The sequence below is a fragment of the Flavobacterium erciyesense genome, from assembly GCF_018069925.1.
GTDB lineage: Bacteria > Bacteroidota > Bacteroidia > Flavobacteriales > Flavobacteriaceae > Flavobacterium > Flavobacterium erciyesense.
Genome location: NZ_JAGPXB010000004.1, coordinates 218,681 through 234,744 on the forward strand (window position 1 = coordinate 218,681; position 16,064 = coordinate 234,744).

13 protein-coding genes are annotated in these 16,064 nt (G+C 36.2%); all 13 read right to left on the reverse strand.

Features of this window, described 5'->3' with window-relative positions; translation table 11 throughout:
• A complete protein-coding gene (locus KBJ98_RS06725) occupies window positions 1-1,548 on the reverse strand; it encodes a glycosyltransferase family 2 protein (RefSeq protein WP_210788921.1) in 1,548 nt (515 codons plus the stop codon).
• 140 nt (window positions 1,549-1,688) lie between these two features.
• Window positions 1,689-2,837, reverse strand: coding sequence for a glycosyltransferase family 4 protein (locus KBJ98_RS06730; RefSeq protein ID WP_210788923.1), 1,149 nt, complete (start codon window positions 2,835-2,837; stop codon window positions 1,689-1,691).
• A 5-nt stretch (window positions 2,838-2,842) separates the two neighbouring features.
• Entirely contained in the window at window positions 2,843-3,718 is an 876-nt protein-coding gene (locus KBJ98_RS06735) for a hypothetical protein (RefSeq protein WP_210788925.1), read from the reverse strand.
• Window positions 3,719-4,470: 752 nt separating this feature from the next.
• Window positions 4,471-4,803, reverse strand: a complete 333-nt coding sequence (locus tag KBJ98_RS06740; protein ID WP_210788927.1) for a GIY-YIG nuclease family protein — start codon at window positions 4,801-4,803, stop codon at window positions 4,471-4,473.
• A gap of 1,232 nt (window positions 4,804-6,035) precedes the next feature.
• Complete coding sequence (locus tag KBJ98_RS06745; protein ID WP_210788929.1) at window positions 6,036-7,469, reverse strand: MBOAT family O-acyltransferase; 1,434 nt, start codon at window positions 7,467-7,469, stop codon at window positions 6,036-6,038.
• 30 nt (window positions 7,470-7,499) lie between these two features.
• Complete coding sequence (locus KBJ98_RS06750; protein WP_210788931.1) at window positions 7,500-8,591, reverse strand: glycosyltransferase family 4 protein; 1,092 nt, start codon at window positions 8,589-8,591, stop codon at window positions 7,500-7,502.
• The gene (locus KBJ98_RS06755; RefSeq protein WP_210788932.1) at window positions 8,578-9,981 is read right to left on the reverse strand and encodes a hypothetical protein; all 1,404 of its coding nucleotides are present in this window, start codon (window positions 9,979-9,981) and stop codon (window positions 8,578-8,580) included. The genes KBJ98_RS06750 and KBJ98_RS06755 overlap by 14 nt, the downstream gene beginning before the upstream one ends.
• 80 nt (window positions 9,982-10,061) lie before the next feature.
• Window positions 10,062-10,985, reverse strand: coding sequence for an O-fucosyltransferase family protein (locus KBJ98_RS06760; protein WP_210788933.1), 924 nt, complete (start codon window positions 10,983-10,985; stop codon window positions 10,062-10,064).
• Window positions 10,982-11,959: a glycosyltransferase family 10 domain-containing protein gene (locus KBJ98_RS06765; RefSeq protein ID WP_210788934.1), complete on the reverse strand. Its 978-nt coding sequence runs from the start codon at window positions 11,957-11,959 to the stop codon at window positions 10,982-10,984. Before KBJ98_RS06765 ends, KBJ98_RS06760 begins: the two co-directional genes overlap by 4 nt.
• A gap of 1 nt (window position 11,960) precedes the next feature.
• A complete protein-coding gene (gene neuC / locus KBJ98_RS06770; RefSeq protein ID WP_210788935.1) occupies window positions 11,961-13,085 on the reverse strand; it encodes a UDP-N-acetylglucosamine 2-epimerase in 1,125 nt (374 codons plus the stop codon).
• Between the two features lie 152 nt (window positions 13,086-13,237).
• Window positions 13,238-14,278: an N-acetylneuraminate synthase family protein gene (locus tag KBJ98_RS06775; RefSeq protein ID WP_210788936.1), complete on the reverse strand. Its 1,041-nt coding sequence runs from the start codon at window positions 14,276-14,278 to the stop codon at window positions 13,238-13,240.
• 141 nt (window positions 14,279-14,419) lie between these two features.
• On the reverse strand, window positions 14,420-15,097 hold the full coding sequence (locus KBJ98_RS06780) for an acylneuraminate cytidylyltransferase family protein (protein WP_210788937.1): 678 nt from the start codon (window positions 15,095-15,097) through the stop codon (window positions 14,420-14,422).
• 311 nt (window positions 15,098-15,408) lie between these two features.
• Entirely contained in the window at window positions 15,409-16,059 is a 651-nt protein-coding gene (locus KBJ98_RS06785) for a class I SAM-dependent methyltransferase (protein ID WP_210788939.1), read from the reverse strand.
• Window positions 16,060-16,064 lie beyond the last annotated feature (5 nt).

The following is a 16,064-nucleotide window of genomic DNA, read 5'->3' on the forward strand; positions in this document are numbered from 1 at the left end:
TTAGTCGTGTCGAGTTCCTAAATTTCGTAATTTTTGGGCATAAAAAACAGATTTCTTAAACTGAAGATTCTTATAAGGCAGACGCAGCAAACGATACAAAAAACCAAGCTTAGATCCACTTAACAAATAATACGTAAAGTGCTTATACTTATATTCTGTCAACTGCTTAGGTGTGTAATGTTTCAGAATGCCATACATCACTGTAGGACTGGGTATAGGGGTTATATTCTTTACAGGGGTATCCAATTCCCAAGGCTGGGATTTTCTTTTTTTACCAAGTAGTTGAGCCTGGGTTCCCCAAAAACGATAGCCTCCGCCAGGGGGTTTTAAATGCAGATTAGCAGCATATGGATTGGCCAATACCACTACTCCGATTTTGCTTAACGACATTCCAAAATCGCTATCCTCGCCGTAACCACCATCAAAATTGACGTCATTTCCAACCAACTGATTTACAAATTCCCGTTTAACACATGAATTAGCATTGCTAAACATTTGAGCACAACCCGAACTATACGGTGGTCGGTTCAATTGGTCTAACTTAGACGCTAAATGGCCTAAATGCTGCTGGTGATGCTCTGCCCGTATATCCAATCCGTTACAGGCGCCAACCGAATAGGTTTGTAAAAACCGGATATGGTTTTCGATAAAATCCGCAGGTATCCGAATATCATCATCGCCAAAGACAATATAATCCCCAGTACATAAAACAATCGCTTCATTTCTGGCCCTGCAACTGCCCTTAGACTGTTGCCAGATTACTTTTAATTCAAACGGATATGGCTTTTGTTCATAGGCCGTTTCATCTCTGTCACTCGAAGGAGTGGCATCTACCACAATGACTTGGGTAGGAATATAGTGCTGATGTGATAAATCGTCTAACAATTGCATGGTATATTCTTGACGGAACATCGTTGGTATAATATAACTTACCGAAGGTTTTCCCTGAACAGGAAGAAGAATTCTCGATGGAAGACGTTCAGAAATGGTTCTTTTTTGAAAAGTATTCTTAACGGTAAATAAAGTACTCCACTCCGAAATTTTCCAGAAGCCCAGTCTGTAAATCATAAAAAGTGCATGGCTTATTTTATAATTTTTTCTAAAAAAAAGATGACGGTCCTTTTGCGAAATAAAGACTGTTTCTTTTGCAGCAACAGGAAATAAATGATGGACATATAAAGGAACTACACCCAAAAAACGGATACATCTGAAACCAAAATCTAAAGCCTGCATTTGAGGATTTTCGTAATCGATATCAAACCCTTTTGTGAGGTCCCATACTGATTTCCGAACCGCAAAGGCATTGGGATTAATCCTCCAGCTGACACATTGCTTTAAACCGTCAAAATCATTTAAATACCAAAAAAAAACAGCCGTCTGATAAACTAATTCCGGAAAAGCATTTTTATACCCTTGTTCAAAAGAACTATGCCAAATATCTCCTGCTCCGGCAGACAAAACCTCTAACTGTTGAAAATCCGGTAACCCAACATATAATAGGATTTCACCTGAGGCAGTAGTATATTCTTTTAATTGTATTCTTTCCATCTGATAATGTAAACGTATAAATAGTTATTTTCTTAGCTGGATGTACATCCGCTAATTGCTTGACAGCATACTGTACTTTACGACTCCTTTAGGTCAGGTGAATCACACTTATCCCTTTTTTGTAAAACTGAGAGTAGTATTCATAAATGACACACCTTTCTATAAAACACTAAACTCTGTTGCGCTATAAGAGCAATATTAAATTTTTGGGTTACTTTTTTTCTCGCCTGTATTCCCAATTCTTTTTGCAAACTTTCATTTTCCAGCACTTTAACAATCGTACCGGCATACAACTCGTGGTTCGTAGGATGTACCAAAAAACCATTGAGCCCATCATCAATCACTTCTGTGGCCCAACCAATATTGGACGCTACAATTGGTTTTTGAATCGCCATGGCTTCTATCCAGGAAACAGGTAGTGCCTCAGCAAATGTAGGAAAAACACAAACAGTAGCTTCATCAATGTGTTTCTTTATATTTTCATACGGAACGCTCCCCAAATAACGTACATTCGCTTTTGCTTCTGCAGTAAATAATCCTTGCATCATCTCCCAGGTCGAAGCATTACCCGAAATAATATCAGGAACATCCTTACCTATTAAAAGCAATTGTGCCTGCGGATTTTTGGCGACCACAGCATTAAAAATAAAAGGCAACTCTAACAATCCTTTTTTCCGGATTAAACTGCCAAAATATAATATAGTATGCTTATTTCTAGTATTGGAATCATCGGAACTAAACGCATCAATAGCAATAGAATTTGGAATTACAGTGAATTTTTTATCCAAACCAAACACTGCATTGGTCAAATCAGCGGTAAACTGACTTACAGAAAGCAAACCATCTGCATGTTTCAATGCTCGTTTTTCATGAAACCGATTGACCCATTTTACACGGCGCTGATCCAAATGACAAAAATAAGTATCGGAACCGTGTAACCGCATGACAACTGGACATTTTTTAGGAGATATAAATGACGTAATTCCTGTCCAGTCAGGAGCTTCTACCACATCAATTTCTTTATTATCATGTAAAGTATTAATAATGTTTTCCAGTTTTTTTCGAGTAAGATACCAGGACAAGCCCTTAAATTTCACGTTTTTGATTTGCTGAATGCAAATGCCATTATCAAAAAATATTCCCTCTTCTTTTTGAGCATAAACTAAAACACGAACAGCACATCCTTCAGCCAACAGTCCCGTTGCCAGATTTTTGATACTGGTACCTATTCCTCCCGAACTTCCGGTCTTTTGGTGTGGATATTCTGGCGTTAAAAAAGCTATTCTCATAGTTATCAATTAAAAAAATCTTGAATAATTACTTTGGTAAATTGACGCGCTCCTGCATCATTCAAATGCCCGCAAGAAGAAAAATAACGATCTTCAATAACGGCATTTTCATAATTGTAAATCTCAGGATACAACTTCTTAACTTTATCAAAATAATTTAGGCCTTTTGTATTTTCGCACATCGGCGTCATCAAAACAATTAAATTGATGTCATTTGCTTTACAAAGATGCTTAATTTCTTCGTAGTATTTATTCCGCAAGGGTTTCAGATTGGTAATATTGTTTTTCATATTAGCATTTGGCTTTTTTCCTAATGGATAATAGCCTAGATTGTTTAAAGCATTAGTCGGCATTTTTAATGCGCTTTGATACATCTCTCTAAATCCTATTTGAGAATCTGCAACTATATACCTGTAAAAAGGCAGATAATATTTAGCATTAAAACCTTGCTGCTCTTCAAAATGAGTTGCAATAACAGTAGATTCATGTAAGTAAGGCATAAAACGGGCCGCTACTGTTTCGGACTCTTTTTCGTTGGACAGATTCAAGTCGGCTTCAAGAATAATATTTTTGATTTTATAGTTGTGTTCCAGCATTAGTTTCAGCATCAAAGAAGCTTCGAACAGATGACCGCCACTCATACCGTAATTAAACGCTTTCAATCCCTGAGCCTCAAACATTGGAGTCACAAAATGATTGTTTGCACGCGACGATCCCAATACAACCACATCATACTGCTTGTCTTTTGAATTGATTACATGCCCAATTTTCCCTCGATTGGTATATTGCAAATACACTTTCGTATAAGCTATATCCAAGACAACAAGTAACAAAAATGTCACTACAACTATTTTTATGATAAAAATTAAAAAATGTTTCATTTACAATTTTACTATTAATTGTGTTTTAAAAATTATTGGCCTTCATTAAATTTAAACCATTAATCTCGACGAGCCTGTCCTGAGCGTAGTCGAAGGACTCAATTTGACATAAATAAGACTCGCTGTCACGTCGAGAGCAGTCGAGACGCTTTAATCTTAGACAAAATAGAGATACCAATCTCGATGAGCCTGTCCTGAGCGTAGTCGAAGGACTCGATGTGACCTAAATTACACTGTCACGTCGAGCGCAGTCGAGACGCTTTAACATGCCAAATAAACAAAACGATCAATCTCGACTGCGCTCGATTTGACAAATTCAATACTCGCTGTCACGTCGAGCGCAGTCGAGACGCTTTAATATGCAAAAAACATGACCTTTAAATATACATAAGCTAGCCAACCATTAATCTCGACTGCGTTCGATTTGACATAATTAACACTCGCTGTCACGTCGAGCGCAGTCGAGACGCTTTAAGACAAAAATAAACAAACCTGTGAATCTCGACTGCGCTCGATTTGACAAAAGTAACCTTCCATTAACTTCCAGGAAGGACTCGATTCAACAATTACAATACTCGCTGTCATGTCGAGCGCAGTCGAGACGCTTTAATCCAAAAACTAACAATCTTGTCAATCTCGACTGCGCTCGATTTGACAACTCGATGAGCCTGTCCTTAGCGCAGACGAAGGACTCGATTTGACATAATTAACACTCGCTGTCACGTCGTGCGCAGTCGAGACGCTCAAAGTTACTATTTCTCCGCATCTTCGATATCTGATTTATATTGATGGTGTGTAGCATTTCTGCATTCTGATAAATTTTGTAAATGATCATAATTACCTTCAATCAATGCTTGTTTTTTTGATCGACTCCATTTTTTTATTTTTTTCTCGAATTCAATAGCTTGGTTTGAATCTGTGAATTCTTGATAAAAAACCAAAACAACAGGTCTTCTACTATGTGTATAAGCTTGCGGATATTTTCCAGCATTGTGTTCCATAACTCTCCTTTCAATATCAGATGTTACACCGACATAAAGCGAATTATCATTACATCGAAGAATGTATACATAGTAAAATTTCATATCCTTGACTTTTAATTTAACAAATATAGATTAGATTACAATAAGTCAATCTCGACTAGCCTGTCGTGAGCGTAGTCGAAGGGCTTGATGTAACAAAAGGCACTCTCACTGTCACGTCGAGCGCAGTCGAGACGCTTTAATCTTCAAATAATAGACTTTTCAATCTAAAGAAGGCTGCTTTGAACCGATCTCGACTGCGCTCGATCTGACAACTAGATGCAGCAAATACTATCCTTTCTGTCACGTCGAGCGCAATCAAGACGCTTTAATCTTCAAATAATAGACTTTTCAATCTCTAGAAGGCTGCTTTGAACCAATCTCGACTGCGCTCGATCTGACAACTCGATGCAACAAATACTATCCTTTCTGTCACGTCGAGCGCAGTCGAGACGCTTTAATCTGAAAATAACAGACTTTTCAATCTAAAGAAGGCTGCTTTGAACGGATCTCGACTGCGCTCGATCTGACAACTCGATGCAGCAAATACTATCCTTTCTGTCACGTCGAGCGCAATCAAGACGCTTTAATCTTCAAATAATAGACTTTTCAATCTCTAGAAGGCTGATTTGAACCGATCTCGACTGCGCTCGATCTGACAACTCGATGCAGCAAATACTATCCTTTCTGTCACGTCGAGCACAGTCGAGACGCTTTAATCTTCAAATAATAGACTTTTCAATCTCTAGAAGGCTGCTTTGAACCGATCTCGACTGCGCTCGATCTGACAACTCGATGCAGCAAATACTATCCTTTCTGTCACGTCGAGCGCAGTCGAGACGCTTTGATCTGCAAATAACAGACTTTTCAATCTCTAGAAGGCTGCTTTGAACCAATCTCGACTGCGCTCGATCTGACAACTCGATGCAGCAAATACTATCCTTTCTGTCACGTCGAGCGCAGTCGAGACGCTTTGATCTGCAAATAACAGACTTTTCAATCTCTAGAAGGCTGATTTGAACCGATCTCGACTGCGCTCGATCTGACAACTCGATGCAGCAAGTACTATCCTTTCTGTCACGTCGAGCGCAGTCGAGACGCTTTGATCTGTAAATAACAAACTTTTCAATCTAAAGAAAGCTGCTTTGAACCGATCTCGAAGAACCTGTCCTGAGCGCAGACGAAGGACTCGATTTGACAATTCAATAAGCCTGTCGTGAGCTTGGTTAAAGAACTCGATGTGACAAGAAGACTACACTCAGTTTGACAATTAGAAAACAAAGAGTAAACAACTCTTAAAACTGAAAATAGATAAACTCTTTATAATCCGAATAGGTCCCTAAAGCAATAATGGCGAGCAAGCAAGCCGCTAGTTTGAGCCAAGATTGCTTACCAGAAATAGGTTCTACTTTAGTACGACTGTACCATTCTACGATTACAAAAACACCTACCAAAAGCAAAATTTCGTAGTTGTATCGTTCGTTTTCTAGATATTGCGAAGCAAAAGTACCTTCCGTAAAAAGGCGAACGATGTAGCTTACTGCTGCCTCAATACTTGGTGCTCTGAAAAAAATCCAAGCCAAGCAACTTAAGGCAAATGTGAGTAGCATTTGAAAAAAAACGCTAACCGATTGCCATTCCCACGGTAGAGCGACAGTACCCATATTCGATCTGTTGCGGTTCAAAAGCAATAAGGGCAAAAAATAAACCGCATTGATTGCACCCCAAGCAATAAATGTCCAATTGGCACCGTGCCAAAATCCACTGATTAGAAAAATAATAAAGGTATTTCGAACTTTCATGCCCATGCCTCCACTACTACCTCCCAGCGGAATATAGACATAATCTCGAAACCAAGATGATAACGAAATATGCCACCTGCGCCAAAATTCGGCTATATCTCTTGAAAAATAGGGATAGTTAAAATTTCGAAGTAAGTCGATTCCAAATAACTTTGACATTCCTAAAGCCATATCTGAGTATCCTGAAAAATCACCATAAATTTGGAAAGCAAAATAAACAGCACCTAAAATTAGTGACAATGAATTCATGTTCTCATGATGATCAAAAATAGCATTAGCATAAGTAGCGCAGGTATCTGCTATGACTACTTTTTTTACCAAACCCCAAATGAACTGATACACTCCTTGCTTGGCTTTTTCAAAATCAAAATTGCGCTTTACCTTTACTTGAGGCAGTAAATGTGTGGCGCGCTCAATAGGTCCGGCCACAAGCAAAGGAAAGTAACTCACAAACAACGAATAATCGACAAAATTACGTTCAGCTTTAATTCGTTTTAAGTAAATATCAATCACATACGATAGCCCGTGAAAAGTATAAAAGGAAATTCCAACCGGGAGCACCACTTCTAACAACAAAGGACTGCTTTGTATGCCCCAACCATTTAACAAACTGGCAAAAGAACTGGCAAAAAAATTATAATATTTGAAAACTCCGAGAAAACCCAAATTGACTCCCACACTCAACCAAAACCAAAACTTTCTAGCCGACTCTTTTTTAGCTTTTTCAATTTGAATACCGGTATAATAATCTAAAAAAGTAGAGAAAACCAACAGAAATAAAAATCGCCAATCCCAACAAGAATAAAAATAATAGCTTGCTATAATAAGTAAAGTGTTTTGAGTGGTTTTATTTTTATGGAAAACAAACCAATACAAAACAAAAACAATAGGAAGAAAAATCGCAAAGGACAAGGAATTAAAAAACATATGTATTGAAACAGATTTGACAATGTAAAATTAAGATTTATTCGGTAGTACCAAAGCCAAATGATTTGTAACCATACTATGCAATGAAAATGAATCCTCTACCAGCGTTCTGGTATTCGTTTCAATTCGTAGATGGCCCAAATAAATCGCTTCTAGAATATCCTTGAGAGCAACTATATCTTTCGCTTTAAAGATATAGCCGTTTTCACCATCGACTAATACTTCTTCATTTCCCCCAACATTAGTTGTTATAACTGGAACATTAGCCGCTAAACTCTCTAAAATTGACAAACTGAAACACTCCATGTGGGTGGGTTGCAGCATATAATCATAATTCGAAAACAAGGCTTTCAGGTTGGGACTGCTGCCCATAAAAGTAAAACAAGACTCTACATCATGCTGTTTCATCTTTTCAACCAATATACTTTTGTAAGGCCCATCCCCGTAAAGATCAATTGTAATGGTATTCTTTATTTCGGCAGGCAGCAGTGCGACAGCAGCTATTAAATCCTGAATCCCTTTGGATTCCCGCAAATGCGATGCTGTCAAAAAGCGGGGATGTAACATACTCCGATTCTTTCGTTCCAAAATACCCTCCAATACAACCCCGTTATAAATTGTCAACGTTTTCTTTTTTAGATGAGAACCAAAATCACATATAATTTCATTTACAGTATAATCAGAAACACCCACAAAAACAGTAATATATCTAGAAAACAAAAGGCCTTTGATTCTTTTCTCGATTCTCTTTTTTAAAGGATAGCCATGAATTGGTCTTGGATTGTGGTCTACTGCAATTATTTTAGCAGCGCTGAACTGCTTTATTTTATAAAAAAAAGGAGTGCATAATTCGATAAAATGGGTGATAATATGCGTATACACGATTGCATTGGTCTTACAAAAACTAAGAAAATAATTTTCGATCGATTGATATCCACTTTCAAAAACGGTTAAAGTGGCATATTTCCCATGATCCGATTGATTCGGAAAAAACCAATGAACCTGAATGCCATTGGCGACACATTTGCTGTCAAATTGCCAAAAAAAGTAATCCATTCCGCCTACTCTTTCAGGTAACAGTTCATAATTACAGAGTACCGCAATTGTTTTAGGTTCTGTCATTCCATTCTGATAAAGTAGCGGCAATTCGCTTACTAGTTCCTACTAAATCCTCACTTATTTGCAATTCAATCAAGGCCTTTCTTTCTTTAGTTCTTGCAGAAGGATGGGCTAAAGCCTCCTGGATTTGGTCAATTAACTCTGTCGGGTTTTGGGCAATGGTCACGGATTGGCTGTCAACTACTTTTTTGAAATGATCATATCCTAAAAACCGTTGATCATCATACAAACCGTTTTCAGGATTTCCAAAAACAGTATTAATTACCGGTTTGTCAAATAACATAAAATCTAGACTCATCGTAGAACACATATTAACATTCAAATCAACATATTCCAACAAAGAACGTAAATCCCTGATATCCTCTTCACTAGGAATGCGTTGCGACCAGCTTTCCGCATGATTTTCCCTTGTCAAAATCCATTTGGGGGTATTCCAGATAATTTCAGGAAAATCTTTTTGTATAGCAGCAAATCGTTCTGGACCTTCTGCTGGAGAAGTCCGCACCAAAAACTGACAGGGGAATCCCATTTTATTTTCTCGTATGGCATTGGCAATAGTCCGAATTACAACGGGGTCATTGGCTCCGATACTGGCATCAGCACAACTGAAACAAATTATTTTTTGATTACCTTCTAAGGCAAACTTAGTATAAAAATCCTGTTTTTCGGTTTTGTATTTGTCCATAACATAGGGCTCAAATTGAGGGGTACCAACCACCCTTACCTGTTCCTCTTTTACATTAGGATAAAAATACAACAACTCCTTTTTCATCAAATCACTCCAAACCAAAAAATAATCAAAAGTCCCTAACATCCTTCCTTTGGAAGCCAAATTATCCCAACTGAAAATAAAACTGCTGACCGGTATTTTAGATTCAATAGCCGCATATAAAAACGGGGCTAAATATGGGGGCCTTTGATGGGTAAAAAAAATATGGGTCGGTTGATCATCTCGCAATATTTGAATATAGCCTTTCGTAATTTTATGTTTAGCAAAAGACAAAAACTGTAGCTTTTCCGCAAACAAAATACTGGCAGAAGAGTGAACGGTTTGGGTAAAAAAATAAATGAGTTTGACTAAAAGAGATCGGGCAGAGTTGGTTTTGGGATACCCGGAATGCAAGTTGTCTCTCATCCCATAAAAAGACTTAAATTGGTATAGATGGGCCAGCTCTTTCCATTTCCTGAAGAACCAGGTCCATTTGCCTTCTACAAAAACATCCAATTCCTTTATAGTAACCCCCGATGGCAAAACAGCAGGATAAGCACTAATAGGCAAGCCCGAATAGATAATAATACTATCAAATTGGAGTCTGGCTTCTGCTAAGAAATCACTCATAACAAAATTCCGGAATCCAACACCATCAGTGATTACTATGCCTATTTTTTTCATTATATATTACTGAATTGTTTTAATTACTAATATTTAATTTAAATTTAATAACTAAAAATATTTTTTGTGTGTTTGTTAATTTAAGGATCTATTAGTGTACTTTGTGACACACTATAGCAATTATTCAATTTGAAATATTCTATTAGCCTATATAAATTTGACCTGTGACTCCCTATAAAAAAACGACAATTTCTTGCAATTTCAATTTCCGTTAGTAAACTAATCATCTCATTTTTCCTACTAGAGATTGAGAGCTCATTAAAATCTGATTGTATATGTCCATTCCTCTCTGAATCAGCTATTGTAAAAATAGTATAATTAGGTAATTTTTCTTTAATTTCTAAAAAAGTACCAAAATCATCACTCATTAAAAAAATTGTATTTGTTGATGTATTTAAATTTAACATAACATCAATATAGTCTTGAACAGTATACAAAATGTCTTCCCCACTAGAAATTTTATCACCTCGTCTTATATGCATTACAATATAATCATTCCCAATAATTTTCGTTTTTTTAAAACTATCAAAATTTTCTAATCTTAATTGCCATATCTTAATCAAAATTTTATTTATTGAAATTTTAAAAGGATTCATATTAGACACTATTTCTTCAACAGTAAATCTTCTTAAATCACTAAAAGTTTCAAAACTTGTAATAATATATCTACCCTTTATAAGGCAAATAACAATTTTGAAAATTTTTTGTTTAATTGGTAGTGAACTACTATCCCAATTGAAATGTAGATTAGTATAATTTTTACCTATTGAACTTATAAACAATTTTAATAACCTTATTCTAAATGACACACTAAAATTATCAATTTTTAAAGAATAAAAATAATCATTCCATCCATTTTTAAATTTAAAATTCCATATTGACGATTCTAAAATAAATTCATATTTTTTCTTATTTGAATAGTTAATGGCATAAAGAAGATTATTTATTTCGGAACCAAATCCTCTGTCCGTTAATATATAAAGATATTTTATTTTTGGTTTCATTTGAATATATTTCTAAATCTATTGATCATTTTTTGGGATTGTTTTTCAATTCCCACACTAATAGGATAATTGTCAAAATAATCATTACCCCCTCTAAAATAAACTTCTTCTTTTTGTAAAAATGAATGTGCTCCTTTTTGTAATTCTAAAGTTTCTATATGATGAGATAAAAAAGGAAATAATTGATATTCATTTAAAATCAATTCTCTTGCTTTTACAATAGCATCCAAATTTTCTTCCCATTTTGTGGAGGTTGCTATTTCTTTCAAAAATAACTTAATGTGTTTATCCTTGGGGTCAATTTGGATGAAAGAATCTTTAGGAAAAAAATCTTCTATTGCATTACATCCAAAATACAATGGCATCGTATAACTCAAAAAACAATCTACAATTTTCTCTGTCCAATAGTAATCACTTTCAAAATTTTCATAAGCAATAGCATATTTAGAGGTGCTTAAAACATCCCATTTATCAGCAACTGGACATATACCCCTGCCATAAAGTCGAACAAACGAAAGAGGTTTAATGTTTTCCAAAAAATCCATTCGCATAGTATGCCCCTTAGAAGATCTTTGATTACTGGTAATCCAAACTATAGTATTTTCTTTAGTCAGACTTTCCACTTTTAAACGATTCAAAAAATCAAAATCTTTGTCAATATGCCAAGGCAAGGCACCATGAGAAAGAATATTATTCTTTTTGATATCCAATTGATTAAATATCAGTTTTACATTTTTATTGGCATACTGTCTGTATTTAGAAACTTCATTAGGCGGTTCTAAACAAACATGTAAAATATTATTTTTATTCACTTTGATAGAAAAATCATCTTTAGGATACTCTAAAATAATTAAATAATCACAGGTATCAATTGTATCTTCTGTAAAAGTAAATCTACCCCATTGCATTGAATGATTGGGAGTTTGCCTTTTTAAATCCGGATAGTTGAAATAACGCTCTATTTTTATTAGCATTTTATATATCTCTAAATTGTTTTTGATGATTAATGCTCCAAATAGCCTCTTTATCAATAGATTCCAGAAAAAGTTGCGTACTGTTTCCTTGACCAAAATCAGTATCCGAAGCAGCTACTTTATGCGTATCTATTAGTGCTAATGCTGCTACAATACTCTTTGCTTCATAATCTACATTGATAATAGCGGCATGAACAGCTCTGTTTTGTTGTCGTGTTCCAATATTAATAATAGGAATCCCATAATAAGGGGCTTCCCGAATTCCGGCACTACTGTTCCCTATGATGTATTGTGCGTTTTTGAGCAAAGTCAGAAAATATTCAAATCGCAAAGAAGGAAATATTCGAAAACGGGCATTATTCTCTAATTTTTTATAGGCTTCCAAAATAGCGTTAGTTCCCAAATCATTATTAGGAAAAACAACAACATAATTATGAGTATCTTCCAGCAAAGCAGCTACAAAATGATCCGCATGATGCTGCATTTCGGCAGCTTCTGTGGTAACGGGATGAAACATGGCAATGGCATACGTATCAAAAGGAATCTGATAATAGGATTGTACAACGCTCAAATTCGGTAACGCATCCGAAAACATAACATCAATATCAGGAGAACCAATGGTAAATATAGAAGACATCTTTTCTCCCATTTGAATCAACCTTTTGGCCGCATCAGCATTTGAAACAAAATGGATATGACTTAATTTACTGACACTATGTCGAATTAACTCATCTACCGTACCGGATAATTCTCCTCCCTCAATATGCGCCACTAAAATATTATTGAGCGAGCCTACTATGGCACCGGCAAGTGTTTCTACTCGATCCCCATGAACTATAATCATATCAGGAGGAACGGTTTTGATAAAAGCAGATAGCCCTTCAATGGTTTTGGCCAGGGTCAAATCCATCGTAGTTTCATGAGTATGATTGATAAAAGTATGAATATTTTTGAAGCCACAACGTTCAATCTCTAATACCGTATAGCCATATTGCTCCAACATATGCATTCCGGTAACAAAAACAAAAACTTCAAATCCTTCTTGTTGTTCAAGAATTGAAATCAATGATTTTATTTTTCCAAAATCAGCTCGGGTTCCTGTTAGGAAAAGGACTTTTTTTTTCATTATTTATCAGTCATGTCTAGCGCACTCGAGACACTTTTGTATAGTAAAGGCCTCTCGACTGCGCTCGAGGAGACAACTTTTTAATTTCAATAATTCGTAATACTTATTTGATTTTTTTGCTATTTATACAATTAAGACTTGGCAATCCACTATTACGTAAAATCATTAAAATCTAATTGTTCATCACAATCAATATCACGAACAGCAATTTTCCCAATCAAATCATTAAAATGTTCGGCTAAAATTTTTCCGGTTCCAGGACGTTTTACCCAAATATTCTCTTTAGTAAGCAACTCCCCTTTTTGTATTGGAGCAATTGTACAAACCGTAGCAAAAGCAAAATCAATGGTCACTTGTTCCTCTAAAGCGGGCTTTTTGGTTCCACCACGCATCTGCCAAATTTCATTGGAACTTGTAATCAACTCGGCACAGGCTTGCTCATCCATACTGCACACAATGTCTGGACCGGTGCGTTGCATGTGGTCGGTCAAATGACGCTCCAAAATACTGCCTCCTAAAGCCACTGCGCCCAAACAGGCATTGTTATTCAGGGTATGATCAGACAAACCAAAAACTTTATCCGGAAAAGCTTCGTGCATTTCCATCATAGCCCCAAAACGGACTAAATGAATGGGCGTTGGATATAAATTTGTAGTATGCAATAGTGCTACAGGTACATTGTGTTGGTCAAAAATCGCCACTGCTTTGGTAATACTTTCAATAGTATTCATTCCGGTACTCAGAATAACAGGCTTCCCGAAAGAAGCAATGTGTTCCAATAAAGGGTAATTATTACATTCACCGGAACCAATCTTATATGCAGGGATATCAAATTTTCGCAATCGTTCCGCAGCAGCTCGAGAAAAAGGAGTCGATATAAATATCATCCCCTTACTTTCTACATAATTTTTAAGAGCCAGCTCATCCGCTTCGTTCAGCGAACAGCGCTCCATAATCTCGAAAATAGAAACAGTTGCATTGCCAGGAATTACTTTTTTGGCAGCGCCACTCATTTCATCCGCAACAATATGAGTTTGGTGTTTGACCACCTCAACACCGGCTCTGTGGGCAGCATCAACCATTTCCTTAGCGGTCTGCAAAGAACCTTCGTGATTAATCCCTATTTCAGCAATCACCAATGGTGGATAATCGGGACCTATTTTTCTTCCTGCAATTTCGATATATGGGTTCATTTTGGTAATGAATGGTTTTAGGTTAAATTTTAAAATAAATATTTAAATTAATCTCGACTAAGCTTGCTTTGAATGATATCCGAAAGAAGCAAGCTCGACTGCGCTCGATTTGACAACAAAATTCTCCAATCGCAACAACTGTCAGGTCGAGCGCAGTCGAGACGATTTGTTGATTAAATACGCGGCATAATCCAAATCATCTTGCGTGTCAATATCTACTGTCGCAAAAATATGATTTACTTCATAAGGGAGGCTGTTTTCAGAAAATATTTTACCTTCCCGTATCAATTTTGTCTGAGTAATGTACAATAAGCCATTTTCAAAATAAAGTGGTTCTAAATCCTGACTGCGCTGCCCTATAGCGTAATTGAAAGGGATAAAAGATTGGTTGCTAATTTTACCCAGTTTTTGATGATTCCTGCTAACAGTGAATAAACTGTCACAACTGTTGTTCGCATAGGCTTTAAAAGCATCTTGCAACAGATAATCCGGACGTAACGGATTGGTGGGTTGCAATACAATTACATGATCCGGAGTGAAGGAAACCGTATCTAAAACATGCTGTATTGCCGTTACAGTAGGTTCAAAATCTCCCGATATAGCATCAGGTCGGTCAATCACTTGAACACCATACTGCAAAGCAACTTTTTTTATGGCAGCACTATCTGTAGTAACATAGATTTCATCAATGATAGACGGATTTCTTTGAGCAAATAAAATACTGTGCACCAATAAAGGGATTTGACCTAACAGCAACAAATTCTTGTTAGGCAAACGTTTGGAGTTCTCGCGAGCAGGAATAATGGCAATAGTTTTCATTGGCGAAATTATATCCTTGTAAAAATACTTATTTTTTATAATTCCAAAAAATACTCCTTGAACTTTAATACTACTTTAAATACAAATCACCTAAAAAAATAAAAAAAGTCTTAACACTATATTTCAAAATATCAAATTTACAAAATACCACGACAGTTACTCCATTGTAGAGGCCAGCGGATATAGGCCATCATCACTAACCCCATACAAAACCACCACCAAATCTACGAAATCCCTTTTTCGTAATTCCTCTTTAGCAACTAAAAATAAACCTTCTATTGTATCCTACTAAGCATTTTACATCGTAAAAATTATTTTTTTACAACAAAAAAACCTTGTGTATGCCCCTTGGATTCCGGGTGAAAGGCAACAAATAATTGTAAAAAAAGATAACGCACCAATTCTTTGAAGTACTGGACTGTAAAATCTATTTTTGGAGGAATCACATCTCCTATAGTAGCTGATTCAAGAACCTCGAATCCATTGTTTTCTAAATGAAAACGTACCACATGAGGTAAAGGAACGTACACATGGTGCTCCCGTAAATGTTTGGATTGAAAAGCATACAAATTATTTTTAAATAAGTAAGTAAACTTACTCTCCGCACTCAATGGATTTGGAGTGGTTAGTACCATATAACCACCTGTGGCTATATGCGCCGCTATATTTCGTATCCCTAATTCCGGATTCGAAAGATGCTCCAATACTTCCATAAAAACTACAAAACCGGGAGTTTTAACATTCTCTGGCGCCTTATAATTAAGATCCCAAATAGTGGACTCTTCAATTTTTTTGACAAAATCAAACGGCTGCCATTCCAAATTAAACCTTTCGACAGTAGGTCTAAACCAACCCCAACCGGAACCAATATCACTGACAACACGATTGGGCAGTACATCAATAACGGAACTTAATTGAAGTGCTGCCCAATTCCCTCTGTCATAATTACTATAATTTTTCATCTGTA

Excerpts from the sequence above, each read along its gene's own strand:
- KBJ98_RS06775 (WP_210788936.1), bottom strand. The coding sequence starts at position 14,278 with ATGAACCCATATATCGAAATTGCAGGAAGAAAAATAGGTCCCGATTAT.
- KBJ98_RS06780 (WP_210788937.1), bottom strand. The coding sequence starts at position 15,097 with ATGAAAACTATTGCCATTATTCCTGCTCGCGAGAACTCCAAACGTTTG.
- KBJ98_RS06725 (WP_210788921.1), bottom strand. The coding sequence starts at position 1,548 with ATGGAAAGAATACAATTAAAAGAATATACTACTGCCTCAGGTGAAATC.
- KBJ98_RS06760 (WP_210788933.1), bottom strand. The coding sequence starts at position 10,985 with ATGAAACCAAAAATAAAATATCTTTATATATTAACGGACAGAGGATTT.
- KBJ98_RS06735 (WP_210788925.1), bottom strand. The coding sequence starts at position 3,718 with ATGAAACATTTTTTAATTTTTATCATAAAAATAGTTGTAGTGACATTT.
- KBJ98_RS06750 (WP_210788931.1), bottom strand. The coding sequence starts at position 8,591 with ATGACAGAACCTAAAACAATTGCGGTACTCTGTAATTATGAACTGTTA.
- KBJ98_RS06730 (WP_210788923.1), bottom strand. The coding sequence starts at position 2,837 with ATGAGAATAGCTTTTTTAACGCCAGAATATCCACACCAAAAGACCGGA.
- KBJ98_RS06755 (WP_210788932.1), bottom strand. The coding sequence starts at position 9,981 with ATGAAAAAAATAGGCATAGTAATCACTGATGGTGTTGGATTCCGGAAT.
- KBJ98_RS06740 (WP_210788927.1), bottom strand. The coding sequence starts at position 4,803 with ATGAAATTTTACTATGTATACATTCTTCGATGTAATGATAATTCGCTT.
- KBJ98_RS06785 (WP_210788939.1), bottom strand. The coding sequence starts at position 16,059 with ATGAAAAATTATAGTAATTATGACAGAGGGAATTGGGCAGCACTTCAA.
- KBJ98_RS06765 (WP_210788934.1), bottom strand. The coding sequence starts at position 11,959 with ATGCTAATAAAAATAGAGCGTTATTTCAACTATCCGGATTTAAAAAGG.
- neuC (WP_210788935.1), bottom strand. The coding sequence starts at position 13,085 with ATGAAAAAAAAAGTCCTTTTCCTAACAGGAACCCGAGCTGATTTTGGA.
- KBJ98_RS06745 (WP_210788929.1), bottom strand. The coding sequence starts at position 7,469 with ATGTTTTTTAATTCCTTGTCCTTTGCGATTTTTCTTCCTATTGTTTTT.